At 43.7% G+C, this 18,001-nt stretch carries 15 protein-coding genes and 1 rRNA gene; 8 read left to right on the top strand and 8 right to left on the bottom strand.

From position 1 onward, the window contains the following. The 8 genes from ACRRQV_RS11205 to dnaA form a co-directional block, all read right to left on the bottom strand. A 16S ribosomal RNA gene (locus ACRRQV_RS11205) occupies positions 1–321 on the bottom strand; the annotation flags it as partial. A gap of 539 nt (positions 322–860) precedes the next feature. Continuing rightward, positions 861–3,443 (bottom strand): DNA gyrase subunit A, encoded by a 2,583-nt coding sequence (gyrA, locus tag ACRRQV_RS11200; RefSeq protein ID WP_432530759.1) that lies wholly within the window; start codon positions 3,441–3,443, stop codon positions 861–863. Between the two features lie 29 nt (positions 3,444–3,472). Continuing rightward, positions 3,473–5,401 carry a DNA topoisomerase (ATP-hydrolyzing) subunit B gene (gene gyrB / locus ACRRQV_RS11195; RefSeq protein ID WP_432530757.1) on the bottom strand — a complete coding sequence of 643 codons (1,929 nt, stop codon included), beginning with the start codon at positions 5,399–5,401 and terminating at the stop codon, positions 3,473–3,475. A gap of 45 nt (positions 5,402–5,446) precedes the next feature. Continuing rightward, the gene (locus tag ACRRQV_RS11190) at positions 5,447–5,650 is read right to left on the bottom strand and encodes a hypothetical protein (protein WP_432530755.1); all 204 of its coding nucleotides are present in this window, start codon (positions 5,648–5,650) and stop codon (positions 5,447–5,449) included. 12 nt (positions 5,651–5,662) lie between these two features. After that, positions 5,663–6,775, bottom strand: coding sequence for a DNA replication/repair protein RecF (gene recF, locus ACRRQV_RS11185; protein ID WP_432530753.1), 1,113 nt, complete (start codon positions 6,773–6,775; stop codon positions 5,663–5,665). Next, positions 6,765–7,004, bottom strand: coding sequence for a S4 domain-containing protein YaaA (gene yaaA, locus ACRRQV_RS11180; protein ID WP_432530751.1), 240 nt, complete (start codon positions 7,002–7,004; stop codon positions 6,765–6,767). The genes recF and yaaA overlap by 11 nt, the downstream gene beginning before the upstream one ends. A 106-nt stretch (positions 7,005–7,110) precedes the next feature. After that, positions 7,111–8,247, bottom strand: coding sequence for a DNA polymerase III subunit beta (dnaN, locus tag ACRRQV_RS11175; protein WP_432530749.1), 1,137 nt, complete (start codon positions 8,245–8,247; stop codon positions 7,111–7,113). A 170-nt stretch (positions 8,248–8,417) separates the two neighbouring features. Next, entirely contained in the window at positions 8,418–9,764 is a 1,347-nt protein-coding gene (gene dnaA, locus ACRRQV_RS11170) for a chromosomal replication initiator protein DnaA (protein WP_432530747.1), read from the bottom strand. A gap of 494 nt (positions 9,765–10,258) precedes the next feature. Between dnaA and rpmH the strand changes: the two genes are divergently transcribed. The 8 genes from rpmH to noc all read left to right on the top strand — a co-directional run bounded on the left by rpmH (position 10,259) and on the right by noc (position 17,936). After that, positions 10,259–10,396 carry a 50S ribosomal protein L34 gene (gene rpmH / locus ACRRQV_RS11165; protein WP_106533324.1) on the top strand — a complete coding sequence of 46 codons (138 nt, stop codon included), beginning with the start codon at positions 10,259–10,261 and terminating at the stop codon, positions 10,394–10,396. An 81-nt stretch (positions 10,397–10,477) separates the two neighbouring features. Beyond that, positions 10,478–10,819, top strand: coding sequence for a ribonuclease P protein component (rnpA, locus tag ACRRQV_RS11160; protein WP_432530744.1), 342 nt, complete (start codon positions 10,478–10,480; stop codon positions 10,817–10,819). Between the two features lie 62 nt (positions 10,820–10,881). Then, positions 10,882–11,706, top strand: coding sequence for a membrane protein insertase YidC (gene yidC, locus ACRRQV_RS11155; RefSeq protein ID WP_432530742.1), 825 nt, complete (start codon positions 10,882–10,884; stop codon positions 11,704–11,706). Beyond that, positions 11,703–12,428: an RNA-binding cell elongation regulator Jag/EloR gene (gene jag / locus ACRRQV_RS11150; protein WP_432530740.1), complete on the top strand. Its 726-nt coding sequence runs from the start codon at positions 11,703–11,705 to the stop codon at positions 12,426–12,428. Before yidC ends, jag begins: the two co-directional genes overlap by 4 nt. Positions 12,429–12,794: 366 nt before the next feature. Next, positions 12,795–14,180 carry a tRNA uridine-5-carboxymethylaminomethyl(34) synthesis GTPase MnmE gene (mnmE, locus tag ACRRQV_RS11145; protein WP_432530738.1) on the top strand — a complete coding sequence of 462 codons (1,386 nt, stop codon included), beginning with the start codon at positions 12,795–12,797 and terminating at the stop codon, positions 14,178–14,180. A 21-nt stretch (positions 14,181–14,201) separates the two neighbouring features. Then, entirely contained in the window at positions 14,202–16,088 is a 1,887-nt protein-coding gene (gene mnmG / locus ACRRQV_RS11140) for a tRNA uridine-5-carboxymethylaminomethyl(34) synthesis enzyme MnmG (RefSeq protein ID WP_432530735.1), read from the top strand. A 143-nt stretch (positions 16,089–16,231) separates the two neighbouring features. Continuing rightward, positions 16,232–16,945 (top strand): 16S rRNA (guanine(527)-N(7))-methyltransferase RsmG, encoded by a 714-nt coding sequence (gene rsmG / locus ACRRQV_RS11135; RefSeq protein WP_432530733.1) that lies wholly within the window; start codon positions 16,232–16,234, stop codon positions 16,943–16,945. 127 nt (positions 16,946–17,072) lie between these two features. Then, positions 17,073–17,936 carry a nucleoid occlusion protein gene (gene noc, locus ACRRQV_RS11130; RefSeq protein WP_432530731.1) on the top strand — a complete coding sequence of 288 codons (864 nt, stop codon included), beginning with the start codon at positions 17,073–17,075 and terminating at the stop codon, positions 17,934–17,936. Positions 17,937–18,001 lie beyond the last annotated feature (65 nt).

Raw genomic sequence — 18,001 nt, 5'->3', positions numbered from 1 at the left:
TGTGGCCGATCACCCTCTCAGGTCGGCTACGCATCGTCGCCTTGGTGGGCCGTTACCCCACCAACTAGCTAATGCGCCGCGGGCCCATCCTGCAGTGACAGCCGAAACCGTCTTTCCGTCAAATCCCAGGAGGGATCTGAAACTATTCGGTATTAGCACCGGTTTCCCGGAGTTATCCCGATCTGCAGGGCAGGTTGCCCACGTGTTACTCACCCGTCCGCCGCTAAACTCGGGGAGCAAGCTCCCCAAGTTCCGCTCGACTTGCATGTATTAGGCACGCCGCCAGCGTTCGTCCTGAGCCAGGATCAAACTCTCCATTATAGAAGCTTGATTGCTCATGCTGGCGCTCGCCATCCCGAAGGATGCGCGAATCGCTTGATCTGGTAAACCTGATCAGTATGTTTTTTTGCTCTGATCGCCCAAGGGCGACCGTCGCAGAAATTTTATTGCCGCGTTCGGAATGCGTCAATAATTTTTGTTGACGTTTTGCTGTTCAGTTTTCAAGGTTCATCATTTCAGGCTGTCGTTTGCGACAACTTTATAACTATATCTCACCCTGAACTCTATGTCAACAAAAACCTTTGATATTGTTTAAAGTTATTGTTGATTCGTTTTAAGGGCATTTATTAATATAACAAGAATAACTAAGGAAGTCAATACTTTTAAAATATTTCTTAACATTAATGAATGCTTAAAGATTTGGTCTTCACTTGGAAGAAACCACTGCAGCCCTTTGTATTCTTTTATAGTTAACGCCTCAAATGAAGAAACATCCAATGAAGCAAAACCCCTTCATAATTAGCCAGGCATTCGGAAGAAAAAGAAAAACCCGCTGAAGGATTCAGCGGGTGCAATCTTCTTTATTGTTCGTCCTCTTCAGGATCTGCCTCGACATTATCAATGCCTTCTTCAGGCACGATTTCATCTTCTTCGTAAATATCGGCTTCCACGCTTTCTTCAATCAACGCATCTTCTAGCTCTTCGTCAACTTCTTCAGCTTCATCTGGAAGTTCAATATCTTTTTTCACTTTCGCAACAGTAGCAACGACTTCATCTTCACCCAACTTGATCAAGCGAACACCTTGCGTGCTTCTGCCAGTTGTCGAGATGTCGTTTACGTCCATGCGAATCAAAATGCCATTTACCGTAATCAACATGATGTCTTCTGTACCGCTAACAGTACGAACTGCAACAAGCGGTCCGTTCTTATCGGTGATTTGGCAAGTTTTAATTCCCATGCCGCCTCTTGATTGAACCCGGTATTCGGATTCTTTTGTTTGTTTTCCATAGCCTTTTTCAGTGATGACGAGCACATTGTCTTCCGGTGCCAAAATTTCCATTCCGACAACTTTGTCGCCCTCGCGCAAACGAATGCCGCGGACTCCGCTTGCTGTTCGGCCCATTTCCCGGATATCGGTTTCAGGGAAACGAATCAATGCCCCATCTTTTGTTCCGATGACAATTTCTTTTTTGCCATCGGTCAGCTTAACTGAAATCAATTCATCTTCTTCACGTAAACTGATGGCGATCAATCCGTTTTGACGGATATTTGCATAGCTTGCCAACGGCGTACGTTTGCTGACGCCTTCACGTGTCGTAAAGAAGAAGAATGCATCTTCTTTAAATTCTTCAACGCGAATAACCGCTGTCACTTTTTCTTCTTTATCCACTTCAAGCAAGTTTACCAATGGCAAGCCTTTTGCTGTCCGTCCGTATTCCGGAATGTGATAGCCTTTCTTGCGGTAAACTTTCCCTTTGTTTGTAAAAAACAAAATCGTGTCATGTGTAGACGTGTAAAGCAAGTGTTCAACGAAATCATCTTCGTTCGTGCCCATTCCTTGAACACCACGGCCGCCGCGGTTTTGGCTGCGGAAAGTATTGGCAGGCATCCGTTTGACGTAGCCGTTATGAGTCAATGTCAATACAGAAGCTTCTCTCGGAATTAGATCTTCATCCTCGAACATTTCCGTTCCGCCAGTTGTGATTTCCGTTCTGCGCTCATCGCTGAAACGTTCTTTAACTTCCGTTAATTCTTCACGAATAATTTCAAGAATGCGGTATTCATTCGCCAAGATTTCACGAAGTTCATCGATTAGTTTCACTAAGCCTTGATATTCTTCTTCAATCTTATCGCGCTCGAGGCCCGTTAAGCGTTGAAGACGCATGTCCAAGATAGCTTGCGATTGGCGTTCCGTAAGATTGAAATTGCTCATTAAACCGTTGCGTGCTTCTTCAGTGGTTTGTGAACCTCGAATCAATGCAATAATTGCATCAATATGGTCGAGGGCAATACGCAAACCTTCTAAAATATGTGCGCGGTCTTCCGCTTTCGTCAAATCAAATTGTGTACGGCGGCGGATCACTACTTTTTGGTGTTCTAAGTAATGGTAGAGAACTTCTTTCAAGCCAAGAACTTTTGGATGGCCGTCTACAAGCGCCAACATATTGATTCCAAAACTTGTTTGCATTGCTGTTTGTTTGTATAAATTGTTCAATAAGACATTGGCGCTTGCATCTCTGCGCACTTCAATGACAATACGCATGCCATTGCGGTCGGATTCATCGCGCAAATCAGTGATGCCATCAATTTTTTTATCGCGGACAAGTTCTGCAATTTTTTCAATCAACCGCGCTTTGTTGACTTGATAAGGCAATTCGTGGACCAAAATAACTTCTTTGCCATTTGGTTTTGTTTCAATCTCAGCGACCGAACGCACCATGATCGATCCTTTTCCAGTTTCATAGGCTCTGCGAATACCGCTCCGGCCAAGAATGATCCCGCCAGTTGGAAAATCCGGTCCCGGAATGAATTCCATTAACTCTTCTGTTGTAATCGCTGGGTTCTCAGCTAGTGCAAGGACTGCATCAATGGTTTCACCTAAATGATGTGGCGGAATGTTTGTTGCCATCCCAACCGCAATGCCTGAAGTGCCGTTTACCAATAAATTCGGATAGCGGCTCGGCAAAACAACCGGCTCTTTTTCTTGGCCATCGTAATTTTCTTTGTAATCGATCGTATTTTTGTTTAAATCACGCAACATTTCCATGGCAATTTTTGACATTCTTGATTCGGTATAACGCATAGCAGCTGCTGCATCCCCATCAACCGAACCGAAATTCCCGTGGCCGTCTACGAGCATATAGCGGTAGCTGAAATCCTGCGCCATCCGGACCATAGTTTCATAAACTGCACTGTCGCCGTGAGGGTGGTATTTACCAATAACGTCCCCAACAATACGGGCAGATTTTTTATACGCTTTGTCTGAAGTGATTCCCAAATCATGCATTGCGTAAAGGATGCGCCGATGAACAGGTTTCAACCCGTCCCGGACATCCGGTAAAGCACGAGATACGATTACGCTCATGGCATAATCCAAAAACGACGTGCGCATCTCCGTACTAATATTGATTTCTTCTACTCCGCTGCTTGGCCGTTCCGCCATATCCGCAGCCTCCTCTCAACTTAACGTGTTTATACGTCTAAGTTTTTCACATAACGTGCATTTTCTTCAATAAAGTTGCGGCGTGGTTCTACATCGTCGCCCATAAGCATATGGAATGTTTCATCTGCTGTCATCGCGTCTTCAAGGGTAACTTGCAATAACGTTCTGACATCTGGATCCATCGTAGTGTCCCATAATTGCGTAGCATTCATCTCGCCAAGACCTTTATAGCGCTGAATGTTCGGTTTCGGATTGCTTGAAAGTTTGCCCATCGCCTCTTTTAATTGAGCGTCGGTATAAACATATTCCACGTGCTTGCCTTGTTTGATCTGGAATAATGGCGGCTGTGCGATGTAAATATAGCCAGCTTCAATCAATGGCCGCATATACCGGAAGAAGAACGTCAACAACAGCGTACGAATGTGCGCTCCGTCAACATCGGCATCGGTCATGATAACCACTTTATGGTAGCGTGCTTTTTCTAATGTAAATTCTTCGCCAATCCCCGTGCCTAGAGCAGTGATAATGGCCCGGATTTCCGCGTTGGAAAGAATTTTATCCAAACGCGCTTTTTCCACATTGAGGATTTTTCCGCGAAGAGGCAAAATCGCTTGGAAATGGCGATCGCGGCCAGATTTGGCTGAACCGCCTGCAGAGTCTCCCTCTACAATGTAAATCTCGCTGATTTTCGGGTCCCGAGAAGAACAATCTGCCAATTTTCCTGGCAAACTTGATACTTCGAGCACCGATTTGCGGCGAGTAAATTCGCGGGCTTTTTTCGCAGCCATCCGTGCATGAGAAGCCATGATGCCTTTATCAACGATTTTCCGTGAAACGGATGGGTTTTCAAGAAGGAAACGTTCAAATCCAGCGGAAAACAGATTGTTAACGATCGTGCTGACTTCTGTGTTTCCAAGCTTAGTTTTCGTTTGGCCTTCAAATTGAGGGTCTGGGTGCTTAATGGAAATGATGGCTGTTAACCCTTCACGCACATCGTCGCCCGTCAAATTCGCCTCTTGGTCTTTCAACATGCCATTTTTGCGGCCATAATCGTTGATGACACGCGTCAAAGCTGTTTTAAACCCAGATTCATGCGTTCCACCTTCGTGTGTATTGATGTTGTTGGCAAATGAAAAGATATTTGCCGCATAACCGCCGTTATATTGCATCGCGACTTCTACCGAGATGCCTTCTTTTTCAGACTCGACAAAAATTGGCTCTTCGTGAAGCGGATCTTTGGATTTATTTAAATGCTCGACATAAGATTTGATTCCGCCTTCGTAATGATAGACGTTATCTTTTTCTTTGCCTTCGCGTTCGTCTTTGACGATAATTTTCAAACCGCGGTTCAAATAAGCAAGTTCCCGCAGCCGGTGTGCAAGAATATCGTATTCGTAAACAGTGGTTTCTTGGAAAATTTCAGCATCGGCTTTGAATCGAATCGTAGTTCCTGTGTGTTCGGATTCTCCAATCACATGCAATTCTTCTGCCACGGCTCCGCGCTCGAATTTAATATAATGTCTTTTTTGATCGAGGTTAACGTAAACTTCCGTGACTTCTGACAAGGCATTCACTACTGAAGCGCCCACGCCGTGAAGTCCACCAGATACTTTATATCCGCCGCCGCCAAATTTACCGCCGGCGTGCAATACTGTCATAATGACTTCTACCGCTGGACGCCCCATTTTTTCCTGTATTCCAACTGGGATGCCGCGTCCGTTGTCTTCTACACGAATCCAATCGCCTTGTTCAATCGTCACCTTGATTTCATCGCAATAACCGGCAAGTGCTTCATCGATACTGTTATCGACAATTTCCCATACTAAATGGTGAAGTCCTCTTGAACCTGTAGAACCAATATACATTCCCGGTCTTTTGCGGACTGCTTCCAATCCTTCAAGAACCTGAATCTGATTGGCATCATATGATGATTGAAGATCTTTTTCTTCCATAGCCATTCCGTTCACCTACTCTTCCTTACAACATTTCTGTTTCTTGTGCTTTTATAACCTTCGTTCTTTTATCTTTTTTATAATGGCTTGCGCCCGGTAAGGAGATCCATAAACAAAATCATCAGTTACAATATACGATTTAATATCTTTTTCAGGCACCAAAGGCCGCAAAAAAGCGGCCGGCACCTCATTTTTCCAATCAATGACGGCAATGATTTCAGTTATTCGGATGGTTTGTGCTTTTCCAATCTGCACATACAGAAGCCATCACTCCTTGACGGTGCCTTGAGAAACTTCAAACAGGCGTGCGCTTTGAATCGTTTCATGCTGTATGCCTTCCACGCTTGTGGTCGTAACAAAAGTTTGAACCGATCCTTTTATCGTATTCAGCAAATGCGATTGCCGGTAATCATCCAACTCGGATAACACATCATCCAATAGAAGGACCGGCGCTTCGCCCACTTCTTGTTTGATCAATTCGATTTCCGCTAATTTTAACGACAAGGCAGTTGTCCGTTGCTGCCCTTGTGAGCCGTAAGTCTGAACATCGTAACCATTAACCCAAAATTGGAGTTCGTCCCGGTGAGGCCCGACAAGTGTCAAACCCCGCTCTAATTCCCGTTTCCGTACTTCAGCCAATTTTTGCATTAAGAAAGACGCCATTTCTTCTGACGTCCACTCAGGCTTTAACCCGCTGATGGGTTGATAGCGGATTTGAAGTTGTTCCAGCCCTCGGGAGATGCCATGGTGGATAGGTTCAGCCCACTTTTGCAGAAGATCCATAAATTGATAACGCTTTTGGATGATTTTTACCGCAGCTTCTACAAATTGCTCGGTATAAACGTCAAACATGACGTCATTGATGGCTTGTTTGCCGTAATTTTGTTTTAACAAATGGTTGCGCTGCTTCAACAATTTCTGATAGGTCAATAAATCATGTAAGTAAACAGGCGAAATTTGCCCAATTTCCATGTCGATAAATCGCCGGCGTACTTGCGGGCTGCCTTTGACCAGATTTAAATCTTCCGGTGCAAACATCACCACATTTAATTGGCCGATATAGTCGCTGAGCCGGCGTTGTTCCAAATGATTGACTTTAGCACTTTTGCCTTTTTTGGAGAGCGTTATTTCTAAAGGCAATTTCCCGTACTTGCGGTAAACATCAGCTTTAATTTTACCATAATCGGCATCCCAACGTATCAATTCTTTATCATTGCTGGCTCGGTGGGACTTGGCCATGGATAAAACGTAAAGCGATTCCATGATATTGGTTTTGCCTTGTGCGTTTTCGCCAATGAATACGTTGATTTCAGGAGAAAAAGACAAATCGAGCGTTTCGTAGTTCCGGTAATTCGTCAGTTCAAGGCGGTCAATCCGCATCGAAACTCATGCCTTCGGCGACAACGATCACAAATTCACCGACTTCAGGAATGCTGACGACATCTTCAGGACGCAGTTTGCGGCCTCTTCTAGCTTCTAATTCTCCATTCACAAAAACTTCGTGTTCACTCAAAAACCATTTTGCCATTCCACCCGAACTAATTGTATCGGTCATTTTCAATAACTGGCCAAGGGTAATAAATTCTGTCTCAATCCCGATTTCTCTCAAAATGCACTCATCCTTCAATTTGTAGTCTATCCCTTTATTTTACTCTATTTGGGCTAAAAAGTAAAAAGGATAGCCTATATGGCTATCCTGAGGGTGTTGTTTCGTTTTAATATGTCCGGACAGGAAGAATCAATTGCAGAATAGAATCATCCAAAGCGGATTTCAAAATGAACGGACGCATGGCACCTGTAAATTGAATAACAACATCTTGTCCGTCGATCGCTTTTAAGGCATCCATCATAAATTTAGCACTAAATGAAATTTTTAACTCTTCGCCTTCAATGCTTTGCGCTTGAAGCTGCTCTTCTACTTTTCCGACTTCTGGAGAATTTGAAGAAACTTCCACATCACTGCCTGCTGTTGCTGAGAGACGGACAACGTTGTTGCGTTCTTCACGAGCAAGTAAAGAAGCACGGTCGATCGCTTGAAGAAGCGAACGGCCATTTACTGTGACTGTCGTTTTGTGTTCAGAAGGAATCAAACGGGATGTATCCGGATAGTTTCCTTCCAATAAACGTGAGAAGAACAAAATATGCTTCGATTTGAACAAAACTTGCTGGTTCGTCATAACGATTTCCACAGCGTCAGAATTGTCATCTAAAATTTTGTTGAGTTCAGTCAAGCTTTTGCCAGGAATAACCACGCTGTATTCCCCTTCTGGCAAAGTTTCCAAAGTGGTCTTGCGGCGAGCCAATCGATGGCTGTCAGTAGCAACGCACACCAATTCCCCATCTTTTACTTCCCAATGGACACCAGTCAATACTGGGCGTGTTTCTGAACTTGAAACTGCAAATACCGTTTCCCGAATGATTGTTTTCAATAAATCAGCTGGGATGGTAAACAAACGATCATCTTGAATATCCGGCAATTGTGGATAATCCATGGCATCCAAGCCAATCAAATGGAATTCTGATTTTCCTGAACGGATATGCGTTTGGAAATTCCCTGTAATTTCGATTTCTACTTCATTTGTCGGCAATTTACGAATAATTTCTCCAAAAACTTTCGCTTGAAGAACGATGCTTCCGCTTTGGGCAACACCGATAATTTGTTCCCCGTCTTCTTCTGCTGGAATAAACGTTTGGATCGTGATGTCAGAATCGCTTCCTGTCAACCGCATTCCTTCTGCAGACACGTCCATTTTAATGCCCGTTAAAATCGGAATTGTTGTTTTTGAACTGACTGCTTTCATTACATCATTTAAACCTTCGACTAACCGTTCACGTTTTATCTCGAATTTCATTCTCGGACCTCGCTTATATATATATTTTATTTAATGCTTTTAAAGTAATAGTAGTAATAGGGGCTGTGAATATGTGGATAACCCTAAATTAGTGAATTACAGCGGGTTATCCACATGTAGATAGATTGTGTATAAGCTAGTTGGAAAAATCAAGGCTTATCCACAGGTGATTAGGACTTGCCGAGCGCACTTTTAATGTCTTTAACGTCTTGCTGAAGCTGCTGATTGTCTTTTAGCATTTTAGAAATTTTTTCATGGGCATGGATGACCGTCGTGTGATCACGCCCCCCAAATTCTTCTCCGATTTTCGGTAAAGAAAAATCCGTCATTTCGCGCGACAAATACATCGCCACTTGTCGTGGATAGGCAATGTCTTTTGTCCGGCGTTTTGTTTTAAAATCCTCTAATTTAACGTTGAATTGTTCTCCAACAGCGTTCTGTATGTCCAAAATTGTGACGACTTTCGGTTTGGAATTCGGCATGATGTCTTTTAATGCCTCAGCTGCAAGTTCTGCACTCATATCACGGTTAATCAAGGAAGAATACGCGACAACGCGGATCAAAGCGCCTTCCAATTCCCGGATATTTGAATCGATGGAATTGGCAATGTACGTCATGACATCATTTGGGATGTCGAGGCCGTCCGCTTTCGCTTTTTTACGCAAAATGGCGATTCGTGTTTCCAAATCAGGCGGTGTAATATCCGTGATCAAACCCCATTCAAAGCGTGAGCGCAAGCGATCTTCAAGTGTGGGAATTTCTTTTGGCGGCCGGTCACTGGAAATAATAATTTGTTTGGATTCTTCATGCAATGTATTAAACGTATGGAAAAATTCTTCTTGCGTTTGCTCTTTTCCAGCTAAAAATTGAATGTCATCGATCAACAGAATGTCGACGCTGCGGTATTTATTGCGAAAATCAACGGTTTGGTTGTCGCGGATGGAGTTGATGAATTCGTTGGTGAATTTTTCAGATGATAAGTAAACCACTTTAGCATCCGGATTGTGTTCAAGGACGTAATGTCCGATTGCGTGCATTAAATGTGTCTTGCCTAATCCTACCCCTCCATAGATAAACAACGGATTGTATGCTTTTGCCGGCGCTTCGGCTACAGCGAGCGAAGCAGCATGGGCAAACCGGTTGCCGGATCCGATAACAAACGTATCAAACGTGTATTTCGGGTTTAGCATGCCGGGCAAAAACTCCTGATGTTCATCTTGTCCGGGTTTGATGCGGGGCGCTGGAAGTTGAAAATCGTCCATATCTTGATCTTTGGGCACAACAAACTTTATCCGTAGATCATCACCGGTCGAATCGGAAAGAATTCCAGTAATTAAATGCACGTAATGGTTTTCCAACCAATCACGTGCAAATGAATTAGGAGCTGAAATTGTCACTGTATCGCCTTTGTATGATAAGAGTTTTGTTGATTTTAACCATGTTTCAAAACTTGGCTTGGAGATTTTGGTTTCAACTTCGGCTAAGACACTTGACCAAAGTTCGTCTAAGTGTTCCAATAGCTCTTCTCCTTTATTATGTAAATATTTTTTAAGTATATCATACACAAAACCACAGCTTGTGGATAACATTTGCGAACAGACAGTTGAATAACTGTCCACACCTTATGCACAATTTGTGGATAAGTTATTTGGGGATAAAATTATACACAAGTGAAAACAAGTTAATGTTAACAAAAAACATGAGACATTACAAGCAGTTCTTAAACTTATCCACATTGCAGGCGTTATGCACTTTTGGACTGTCCACAGGGGGTTCTTATGTGAAAAAGCTGTCGATAAGGGGTGTGGATAATTTTTTATTGCGAAAAAAAGCTGCACAGCTTAATAGGCGGTTTTTGGGAGAGGGTGTGGATAAGTAAAGCGAGCGGAAGAAAGGAATAAAACATGCAATGAACAATAAGATATTGACAATTGATGAAACTCCCCTATATAATAGTCGAGACTGTCTTTAAGAAAATAGTTAACTCTCATATATTCAGGAGGTGTCATATATGACATTGCGCACATACCAACCAAATAAACGTAAACACAGCAAAGTACACGGCTTCAGAGCACGTATGAGCACTAAGAACGGACGTAGAGTTCTTGCAGCACGCCGCCGTAAAGGAAGAAAAGTATTATCAGCTTAAGTCCACTGACCGCATCAGTGGTCTTTTTTTTCTTTTCAGCCGGATTTTACTGGCAAAGAACCACAATAAGCAGGTGAAGAAATGAACAAAAGCCAACGGATCAAAAAGAACAAAGAATTTCAAACGGTATTTAAAAAAGGGAAATCTTTCGCAAATCGCCAGTTTATCGTTTATGTCTTGAAAAACGATCAGCCGAATTTTCGGATTGGATTGTCCGTCAGCAAAAAAGTTGGAAACGCAGTTACTCGCAACCGCATCAAACGGTATATACGGCAAACCTTTTTGGAACTGGGAGAAGATTTGCTGCCGAATGCGGATTACGTTATCATCGCCCGGCAACAGGCGGCCACATTAGATTTTCATGAAAGCAAGAAAAGTTTGGAGCACGTTTTGAAAATTGCGCGTGCTTTGCCAAAGAAGTAGCAAGCCATCACAAGAGAATGTTAGTATAGAAGTAACTGAAAAAGAAGTTTGGGGGAAGAAGGTTGAATAAGCGATTATTAATGCTCATTTCCTTAGTAGCTGTGACATTGCTGCTAGCGGGATGTACTGAATTTGATCAGCCGATCAGCGGTTCTAGTGAAGGATTCTGGAACGAATTCATCGTTTGGCCGCTCGTATCGGCGATTACGTACTTTAAGGGACTTCTTGGAACATATGGGTTTGCGATCATTGCTGTAACAATCATCATCCGTTTAGTATTGCTGCCGCTAATGATCAAACAGACGCAAAGTTCAAAGAGAATGCAAGAAGCACAGCCAGCGCTTAAAGAATTAAAAGAAAAGTACAAATCAAAAGATGCAGTAACGCAGCAGAAATACCAAAAAGAAATGATGGCGCTATTCCAAGAAAAAGGCGTCAATCCAATGGCAGGCTGTTTGCCGGTTATCATTCAAATGCCGGTTTTAATTGGTTTTTACCACGCCATTAGCCGGATGAACAACACGCCGGAAATCAATCTTGGCTCGTTTCTGATTTTCCCGCTTGCTGAACCAAGCATTATACTAGCGATCATCGCAGGACTTATGCAATTTATCGTATTGCGTACAGGACCGGCGATGGACAATCCGCAAATGAAGATCATGATGTACTTTATGCCGGTGATGATCATTGGATTTGGTGTTGTTCTTCCTTCAGCGTTAACGCTTTACTGGGTAGTTGGGAACATCATCTCGCTCATTCAAAACATAGTCATTTACCGCCCGTGGGAGAAAAAAGAAGTGCAGCAACCTGTAAAATTGAAAACAGGAAACCCTAAAGCAAAAACAGGAAGTACTGTTAAACCGAAAGCAGGAGGGGCTAAAAAGTGAAACAGATTACGCAGACGGGTCCAACTGTTGAAAACGCGATATCTGCAGCATTAGAAAAACTCCAAGTTACACGAGAACAAGTATCCATTCAGGTGATCCAAACAGAAAAAAAAGGTTTTTTGGGCTTTGGCGCTAAACAGGCGGAAGTAGAAGTCACAGTAAACGCTCCGGAACCGGCAGTAGAAGAAATCGTACAACCGACAGCACCAGAGCCGGTTAAAGAAGCCATTCAGCCAGAATCCGCAGAAGAATCTAAAGCCGATTTGAAAGAATTGGCGATTCGTGAAACAAGCGATTATATTCAAACGATTGCCAAAGGCATGAAAATTGATGATTTGAAAATTACGCATCGCCAAAAAGGCAAAACCGTAAGTTTTCATTTAGAAAGTGAAAAAGTGGCCATGTTGATCGGCAAACGCGGGCAAACCCTGAATTCCCTTCAACAATTGGCGCAGCTTGTAGCGAATAAATACTCCAACCAATTTCTAATTGTAGAATTGGATGCAGAAAATTACCGCGAACGCCGCCAAGAAACACTTGAACAGCTGGCAGACCGCATGGCGGATAAAGCGATTCGCACAGGCGGCAGGGTTCAATTTGAACCGATGCCTTCCTATGAACGCAAAGTAATCCATCAAGCGTTATCGAGACGATTGGACATTGAAACGTATTCGGAAGGAAAAGATCCGAACCGTTACCTCGTCATCGAACCGTTAAAGTGATAAAGAACAAACGACTTGCCTCCGGGCAGGTCGTTTTTTATTGGAAAATAAATTAATAAAAGATAGAGAGCAGTAATAGTAGTAGAGCCAGGCCCCAAGCGGTGTGTAAAAGGATCCTTCTTTAAGTCAACTTGTATTCGCTATTTCATCGATCTGCTGGATGAGGATCAAATAAAAAGTAGCACTCCTAAGTTATTTTCTAAAAAAGCTGTTTGTTCTTTTCCGATCTGTTCATGAAAAAATCACAGGAAACAGATCTCTTTATCTTTCGGTTTTCGTCCATCTATGCTAATGTAATACGTTAGAAAGCCACGGGCATTTATTAGTTGTCCACATGTGGACAACTTTCATCAAGGAGGAAACATCATGGAATTCGATACAATTGCTGCGATATCCACACCCAGCGGTGAAGGGGCCATAGCGATCGTCCGGTTGAGCGGTCCACAAGCGATTGAAATTGCGGACAGGCTGTTCCGAGCGCCAGGCGGAAAAAAATTAGCAGCGCAGGCGTCGCATACGATTCATTATGGCCATTTGCAAAATCCGTGGACGGAGGAAGTAGTAGAAGAAGTCATGGTGTCGTTCATGAAAGCTCCTAAGACTTTTACACGTGAAGATGTAATTGAAATCAATTGCCACGGAGGGATTGTGTCCGTTAATCGTGTGCTTGCGCTTGTACTTCGAGCGGGGGCCCGCCTTGCCGAGCCCGGAGAATTTACGAAACGGGCCTTTTTAAATGGACGCATCGATTTGTCGCAGGCAGAAGCCGTTATGGACTTGATCCGTTCGAAAACGGACCGGGCTATGGATGTAGCTTTGGGGCAAATGGAAGGCAAGCTGTCTAAGCTGATCGGTACATTGCGCCAAGCTTTGCTTGAATCAATTGCTCAAATGGAAGTCAATATTGACTATCCCGAATATGACGATGTGGAAGAAATGACGCGTCCGATTATGCTCGAGAAAGCACTTTGGGTGCGTTCGGAAATCGATAAGCTGCTCCAGACGTCTTCACAAGGGAAAATTTTAAGAGAAGGGCTTTCAACGGTCATTATCGGCCGCCCGAATGTTGGAAAATCCTCTCTATTAAATAGTTTAGTGCAAGAAAATAAAGCCATTGTTACAGAAATAGCGGGAACGACCCGTGATATAATAGAAGAATACGTCAATGTGCGCGGTGTGCCGCTTCGTTTAGTGGATACAGCGGGCATCCGGGAAACGGAAGATATCGTAGAACGGATCGGCGTTGAACGTTCGCGTAAAGTATTAAAAGAAGCGGACTTGATTTTGTATGTCTTAAATTATTCCGAAACCCTTTCAACGGAAGATGAATTGCTGTTTGAAGCGGTAAAGGATATGGATTATATTGTTGTCATCAACAAAACCGATTTGCCACAAAAAATCGATCTCGGCCGGGTGCAAGAACTGGCTGGCGATAAACGGCTCGTCACGACTTCTTTGATTGAAGAAGAAGGGGTCGACCAGCTGGAAGATTCGATCGCTGAACTGTTTTTTGAAGGTGAAATCGAATCGGGCGATATGACGTATGTGTCGAATGCACGCCATATTGCCTTGCTTCACCAGGCGCACCAAACTATAACCGACGCCATCGAAGCGGCGGAAATGGATGTGCCTGTTGATATGATTCAAATCGACGTCACTCGAACATGGGAAATTCTTGGTGAAATCATCGGCGATACCGCAGATGATGGGTTGTTGAACCAATTGTTTTCTCAGTTCTGTTTAGGGAAATAAAACTCGAAGGGAAATGAGAACATGCCACAATACGAAGCAGGCACGTTCGATGTCATCGTCGTAGGAGCTGGGCATGCAGGAGCGGAAGCTGCTCTTGCATCAGCTCGCATGGGCGCTAAAACGCTTGTGTTGACGATGAATCTGGATATGATCGCATTTATGCCATGCAACCCGTCAATTGGCGGGCCTGCAAAAGGCATTGTTGTACGGGAAATTGACGCACTTGGCGGAGCCATGGGACGCGTTATCGATAAAACCCACATTCAAATGAGAATGTTGAATACTGCTAAAGGGCCGGCTGTCCGCGCACTGCGCGCACAAGCCGATAAAGTGCTTTATCAGCAAGAAATGAAACGTTTGATGGAAGAACAAGAGAATTTAACGCTGCACCAAGGAATTGCGGAAAAATTGATCGTTGAAGACGGTGTAGTTAAAGGCTTAATTACGCAAGTTGGCGGCATTTACCGCACAAAATCCGTTGTTATTACGACTGGAACATTTCTTCGCGGCGAAATCATCATTGGCGATCTTCGCTATTCAAGCGGACCGAATAACCAGCAGCCGTCTATTAAATTGGCTGAAAACCTGGAAGAACTCGGTTTTGAAACCGTCCGCTTTAAAACAGGGACGCCGCCGCGCGTCAACAGCAACTCCATCGACTACAGCAAAACCGAAATCCAGCCGGGCGACGAGGAACCGCGTGCATTCAGTTACGAAACGACCGAATTCATCATGGATCAACTTCCTTGCTGGCTGACGTATACAAATGAAAAAACGCATCAAATTATTGATGACAATTTGCATTTGTCTCCGATGTATTCGGGAATGATCAAAGGAACGGGCCCACGCTACTGCCCATCCATCGAAGACAAAGTGGTGCGTTTCAACGACAAACCGCGCCACCAGATCTTCCTGGAGCCAGAAGGCCGCAATACGCGCGAGGTTTACGTACAAGGCCTTTCAACAAGCCTGCCGGAACATGTGCAGCGCCAATTGCTTGAATCGATTCCAGGGCTTGAGAAAGCGGAAATGATGCGTGCTGGATACGCCATCGAGTATGATTCGATCGTGCCGACGCAATTATGGCCGACACTGGAAACGAAACAAGTTGAAAATCTTTATACAGCAGGCCAAATCAACGGAACTTCCGGCTATGAAGAAGCGGCTGGCCAAGGGTTAATGGCGGGGATCAATGCTGCAGCTAAAGTACTTGGCAAAGAAGAAGTGATTCTGAGCCGTTCGGATGCCTACATCGGCGTGTTGATTGATGATTTGGTAACAAAAGGAACGAACGAACCGTATCGTTTATTGACATCTCGTGCAGAATACCGTCTGTTGCTGCGCCATGACAATGCGGATATGCGTTTAACGGAACTTGGCCATAAAATCGGCATGGTTACCGGTGAACGCTATGCGAAATTCCTAGCGAAAAAAGAGCGCATTGAAGAAGAAATTAAGCGTTTAAGAGGCATCATGATCAAGCCGAATGACATTACCCAACAATTGATTCGGGATGCAGGCGGCAGTGAATTGAAAGACGGCATTCGCGGAGCGGATCTGTTGAAGCGTCCGGAAATGACTTACGACATGATTGCTCAGTTGACTGCATCCGATATCGAACTTGAAGCTGAAGTAAAAGAGCAAGTCGAAATTCAGATTAAGTATGAAGGCTATATCGAAAAATCGTTGCAGCAAGTAGAAAAGCTGAAAAAAATGGAGAACAAAAAGATTCCAGAAAACATTGATTATCATGCAATTTCAGGTCTTGCAACCGAAGCAAGAATGAAACTGACGGAAGTCAGACCTCTTTCGATTGCTCAAGCTTCCCGGATTTCCGGCGTAAATCCTGCTGACATTTCCATTTTGTTGGTGTATATTGAACAAGGAAGAATTGCAAAAGTTATCTAAACATCCGAGGATTAATCCTCTCAAATGAATTAAATAAATGGGCTGGCGCATACACCAGCCCATTTTTACATAGAAAATTGATTTTATTGATCGATCGGCAAACAAACATAGAAGAAGTATCAGGAAGAGGGAGGAAGAAACAGTTGAACGAACAACAATTCAAAGATGCCCTCAGCGAAAAAGGGATTCACTTGACGGAAATGCAGCTCACGCAGTTTCGGACGTATTTCAACGAATTGGTTGAATGGAACGAAAAAATGAACTTGACCGCCATCACTGATGGACCGTCTGTGTATTTAAAGCATTTCTATGATTCCATCACTGCTGCTTTTTATTTGGATTTTACACAACCGCTCAAAGTGTGTGACGTAGGGGCGGGAGCTGGATTCCCAAGCATTCCTTTAAAAATTTGTTTCCCCCATATTCACGTAACCATCGTCGATTCGCTGAATAAGCGCATTCAATTTTTAACGCATTTGAGTGAAAAATTGCAACTGGAGAACGTGCAATTCGTTCACGCACGCGCTGAAGATTTTGGCCAATCCGAACACCGGGCAAGCTATGATCTGGTAACAGCACGGGCAGTGGCGCGGCTTTCGGTTCTAGCAGAGCTCTGTGTGCCGCTTGTTAAAAACGGCGGTTTGTTTGCGGCTATGAAAGCCGCTTCAGCAGCTGATGAACTCCAGGACGCGGAAAACGCGTTGCAAAAACTCGGCGTAAAAAAAGAAAGCGTTCATGCTTTTACTTTGCCAGTTGAAGAAAGCGAACGTTATATTCAAGTGTTCCGCAAGTTTAAGGAAACGCCTAAAAAGTATCCTCGTAAACCTGGTATTCCAAATAAAACGCCAATTAATTGATATTTTTAATATTTTTTGGATATCCCAGTACAAGGAAATGAATGTTCCACGTGAAACATTGTCCCGGCAGGAATTCATACAAATTTGGCGAATTATATACGTTAGCTTTTAAAGGGTGGTGCTTGAGTTGAAAAGTCCTTTTTCCCGTTTCTTTGGGGGCAGTGATAAAGAAGATGAAACCGACCATACAGCAGAGATCATAAAAGAAAATGAAGAAGCAGTAGTCAAACTTTCAATTGAAAAAATAAGCGCAAATAAATTCCAGCCGAGAACGGTATTTGATGAAAGTAAAATAGAAGAATTGGCCCGAACAATCCACATGCACGGCGTTATCCAGCCAATTGTTGTCCGAGCTTCAACTGAAGAGGGGACGTATGAAATTATCGCAGGGGAGCGGCGCTTTCGTGCGATGCGTTCGCTTGGCTGGGAAGAAGTGCCGGCGATTGTCCGCGAATTAACCGACAAAGAAACCGCTTCGATTGCCTTAATTGAAAACTTGCAGCGGGAAGAACTGACGGCAATTGAAGAAGCGAATGCCTATCAAAATTTACTTGAGCTCCATGAGATTACCCAAGAAGCGCTGGCTCAGCGGCTTGGCAAAGGGCAATCGACAGTGGCCAACAAATTGCGATTGCTGAAGTTGCCTGAAGAAATTCAAACGGCTTTGTTAAATCGGCAATTGACCGAACGGCATGCAAGAGCTCTTCTCCAGTTAAAAGACAGCGACGTTCAAAAGCGGTTGTTTGAGGAGACCATTGAGCAGCATTTAAACGTCAAGCAACTGGAAGAAAAAGTGGAAAAGGCCTTGTCGACAGAACCGAAAAAAACAAAGCCGCAACGAAAAGCCGTTAGCCGCGATGTGCGTATTGCGATGAATACGATCAAAGAATCGTTGAATATGGTCGCCAAAAGTGGCATCGATGTTACAACGGAAGAAGAAGAATACGACGAATACTACCAGATTACCGTGAAAATACCGAAGAAAAAGTGAAAAAAGCCTTTTCCGCTTATGGAAAAGGCTTTTTTTAATCGGAATGTAATCATAAAAGAGGGAGA

Origin of the sequence: Planococcus sp. YIM B11945 (assembly GCF_050864155.1) — a bacterium.
GTDB lineage: Bacteria > Bacillota > Bacilli > Bacillales_A > Planococcaceae > Planococcus.
This window is presented reverse-complemented; position numbering and strand designations above follow the sequence as displayed.

Bases quoted from the DNA above. Each gene is read 5' to 3' on its own strand.
- gyrB (WP_432530757.1), bottom strand. From the start codon at position 5,401: ATGGCTATGGAAGAAAAAGATCTTCAATCATCATATGATGCCAATCAG.
- mnmE (WP_432530738.1), top strand. From the start codon at position 12,795: ATGGAATTCGATACAATTGCTGCGATATCCACACCCAGCGGTGAAGGG.
- rpmH (WP_106533324.1), top strand. From the start codon at position 10,259: ATGACATTGCGCACATACCAACCAAATAAACGTAAACACAGCAAAGTA.
- recF (WP_432530753.1), bottom strand. From the start codon at position 6,775: ATGCGGATTGACCGCCTTGAACTGACGAATTACCGGAACTACGAAACG.
- rnpA (WP_432530744.1), top strand. From the start codon at position 10,478: ATGAACAAAAGCCAACGGATCAAAAAGAACAAAGAATTTCAAACGGTA.
- mnmG (WP_432530735.1), top strand. From the start codon at position 14,202: ATGCCACAATACGAAGCAGGCACGTTCGATGTCATCGTCGTAGGAGCT.
- gyrA (WP_432530759.1), bottom strand. From the start codon at position 3,443: ATGGCGGAACGGCCAAGCAGCGGAGTAGAAGAAATCAATATTAGTACG.
- dnaN (WP_432530749.1), bottom strand. From the start codon at position 8,247: ATGAAATTCGAGATAAAACGTGAACGGTTAGTCGAAGGTTTAAATGAT.